This is a genomic window from Albidovulum sp. (assembly GCF_041919395.1).
Taxonomy (GTDB): domain Bacteria; phylum Pseudomonadota; class Alphaproteobacteria; order Rhodobacterales; family Rhodobacteraceae; genus Albidovulum.
Genome location: NZ_JAYRTX010000176.1, coordinates 1 through 2,751, shown reverse-complemented (window position 1 = coordinate 2,751; position 2,751 = coordinate 1). Strand labels below are relative to the sequence as shown.

Annotated in this window: 4 protein-coding genes; 3 read left to right on the top strand and 1 reads right to left on the bottom strand. The window is 66.3% G+C overall.

Going from position 1 to position 2,751, the window contains the following annotated elements; genetic code table 11:
* Positions 1-614 (bottom strand): bifunctional 2-polyprenyl-6-hydroxyphenol methylase/3-demethylubiquinol 3-O-methyltransferase UbiG (gene ubiG / locus ACMUOO_RS17025; protein ID WP_413855790.1); only part of this gene is annotated, 614 nt, incomplete at its 3' end.
* 66 nt (positions 615-680) lie between these two features.
* On the opposite strand from ubiG, the gene pip reads away from it, so the two are divergent.
* From pip to rimP, 3 genes are all read left to right on the top strand, one after another.
* Positions 681-1,649 (top strand): prolyl aminopeptidase, encoded by a 969-nt coding sequence (gene pip / locus ACMUOO_RS17020; RefSeq protein ID WP_301919716.1) that lies wholly within the window; start codon positions 681-683, stop codon positions 1,647-1,649.
* Positions 1,650-1,685: 36 nt separating this feature from the next.
* On the top strand, positions 1,686-2,138 hold the full coding sequence (tspO, locus tag ACMUOO_RS17015) for a tryptophan-rich sensory protein TspO (RefSeq protein WP_301919715.1): 453 nt from the start codon (positions 1,686-1,688) through the stop codon (positions 2,136-2,138).
* Between the two features lie 141 nt (positions 2,139-2,279).
* The coding region (gene rimP, locus ACMUOO_RS17010) for a ribosome maturation factor RimP (protein WP_413855789.1) at positions 2,280-2,751 on the top strand (472 nt) is incomplete at its 3' end.

Here is a 2,751-nt window from a genome sequence, read left to right as displayed (position 1 = left end):
CCTTCAAGTTCTGCCGGCGTGATGAACTTCGCCCAGTCGTGGGTGCCCTTGGGGAGCCATCGCATTACCCATTCCGCGCCCACGATCGCCATCATGAAGCTCTTGGGATTGCGGTTGATGGTGGAGGAGACGATGAGGCCGCCGGGTTTCATCAGCGTCTGGCACGTCAAAAGGAATGCCGCCGGATCGGCCACATGCTCGACGATCTCCATGGCCAGGACCACGTCGAAGACCTCGCCGCCGGCTGCAAGCGCCTCGGCCGTGGTATGGCGGTAATCGATGTCGAGCCCCTGCTCCTCGGCATGGATCCGCGCGACGGGGATGTTCCGCTCGGCCGCGTCGGCGCCGACGACATGCGCTCCAAGCCGTGCCATAGGCTCCGAAAGAAGCCCGCCGCCGCAGCCGATGTCGAGAATGCGCAGTCCGGAAAAGGGGTTTGGTGCCGTCAGGTCGCGCCCGAACTCGGCGGCGATCTGGGCCGTTATGTAGCCGAGCCGCACGGGGTTCATCATGTGCAGCGGCCTGAACTTGCCGTGTGGGTTCCACCACTCGGCGGCCATGGCCTCGAACTTCGCCACTTCGGCGGGATCGACCGTGGATGTCGCGGAATTCATGCGTCTCTCCGTCTGGGCGCGCCGGACCCGTGGCGGTCCCGCATCTTTGCGCTATATAGTCGAAGCATGGATCGGATCGCAGGGCAAAAGCGCACCAGCATCAATCTCTACCCGCAGATCGAGCCCTTCGATCAGCGCCTGCTCGATGTCGGTGACGGCCACACGCTCTATGTCGAACAATGCGGCCGGCCCGACGGGGTCCCGGTCGTAGTGCTCCACGGCGGACCGGGCGGCGGTTGCTCCCCCGCGATGCGGCGCTATTTCGATCCGGCGGTCTATCGCATCATCCTCTTCGACCAGCGCGGCTGCGGCCGGTCGCGTCCGCATGCCGCCGTCGAGGCGAACACCACCTGGCACCTCGTCGCCGACATCGAGCGCATCCGCAGGCTTTTCGGGATCGAGGGCTGGATCGTCTTCGGCGGAAGCTGGGGGGCGACGCTGGCACTGGTCTATGCACAGACCCATCCGGACCGCGTGCGTCACCTCGTCCTGCGGGGCGTGTTCCTCATGACGGAAGGAGAGCTCGCGTGGTTCTACGGCGGCGGGGCCGGCGCCTTCTGGCCCGACCGGTGGAACGATTTCGCGCGGCTCATTCCACCGGGCGAACAACACGACATGATCGCCGCCTACCACCGTCGGCTCTTTTCGGGTGACGCGATGACTGAGACGCGATTCGCCCGCGCCTGGGCAGGGTGGGAGAACGCGCTCGCGAGCATCGAACACGACGGTGTGGCGGGCGACGCACCGGCCGACTACGCGCGCGCCTTCGCCCGGCTGGAGAACCACTACTTCATCAACAGGGGCTTTCTGGAGACCGACGGCCAGATCCTGCGTGACCTGCCGAAGATCGCCGAGGTACCGGGCACGATCGTCCAGGGTCGGTACGACATGATCTGCCCGCCCGTCTCGGCCTGGACGCTCGCGCGGCACTGGAAGCGTTCGGATCTCCGCATGGTTCCCGCCGCCGGCCACGCCCTGTCGGAGCCGGGGATCTCGGCGGAACTCATTCGGATCATGGACGGTTTGAGAACCTAGCGACGCGGCACGGGCCGAGGGGAGGCAGACTTGCAGATGACGACGTTCCTTGGTTTCCTCGGGGCATGTATCGCGGCCGCAGCGACGGGTATGATCTTCCAGCCGGGCGTCTGGTACGGGAACCTCCGAAAGCCCGCCTGGACGCCGCCCGCCTGGGTCTTTCCCGTGGTGTGGACGCTTCTCTACCTCCTGATGGCCCTGGCCGCCACACGGATGGCGGGGCTGCCCGGCAACGGCACCGCGCTCGCGCTCTGGGCGTTCCAGATCGCGCTCAACACGCTCTGGACGCCGGTGTTCTTCGGCGGGCACCATATCCGCGCGGGCCTTGTGGTCATCCTGTTGCTCTGGATCGCCGTGGCACTCACGATCCTGTCCTTCTGGGCGCTCGACTGGATCGCGGCGTTGATGCTGGTGCCCTACCTCGTCTGGCTGACCCTGGCCACGGCGCTCAACTTCACCATCTGGCGCGACAACCCGTCCGGCGGCTGAGGTCGCCGCACTCTTTTCTTGCATCGCCGCCCGCCTTCCCCTATATGCGGCTCAACAGCGCGGCTGCGGGGTCCAAACTCGCAACCCACCGGGAAAGATCGACGGGCCGCTCTGGCCCGTTTTTTGTTGCCTCAGGGACCGATGACCGACCTCATCGCAAAGACCGCCATCGACCGGCGCCTGGCCGAGATCGTGACCCCCGCCATCGAGGGCCTGGGGTTCGAACTTGTGCGCATCAGGCTGATGGGCGGCTTGCACAAGACGCTGCAGATCATGGCCGACCGGCCCCAGGGCGGGATCGACGTGGACGACTGCGGGCGCGTCTCCATCGCCGTCTCGGCCATGCTCGACGTCGAGGATCCCATCGAGGATGCCTACACCCTCGAGGTTTCCTCCCCCGGCATCGATCGGCCGCTGACGCGGCTGAAGGACTTCGACGCCTGGAAGGGCTACGAAGCGCGGATCGAGACCGAGGAGATGATCGACGGGCGCAAGCGCTTCAAGGGCCGGCTCGCCGGGACGATGGGCGACGAGGTTCTGATCGAGATCGAGGAAGGCACCATCGGGCTAAGGTTCGACTGGCTCGCCGACGCCAAGCTCGTGCTGACGGACG

What these genes read in the sequence shown, in the direction of transcription:
- pip (WP_301919716.1), top strand. Translation starts at nt 681, where the DNA reads ATGGATCGGATCGCAGGGCAAAAGCGCACCAGCATCAATCTCTACCCG.
- tspO (WP_301919715.1), top strand. Translation starts at nt 1,686, where the DNA reads ATGACGACGTTCCTTGGTTTCCTCGGGGCATGTATCGCGGCCGCAGCG.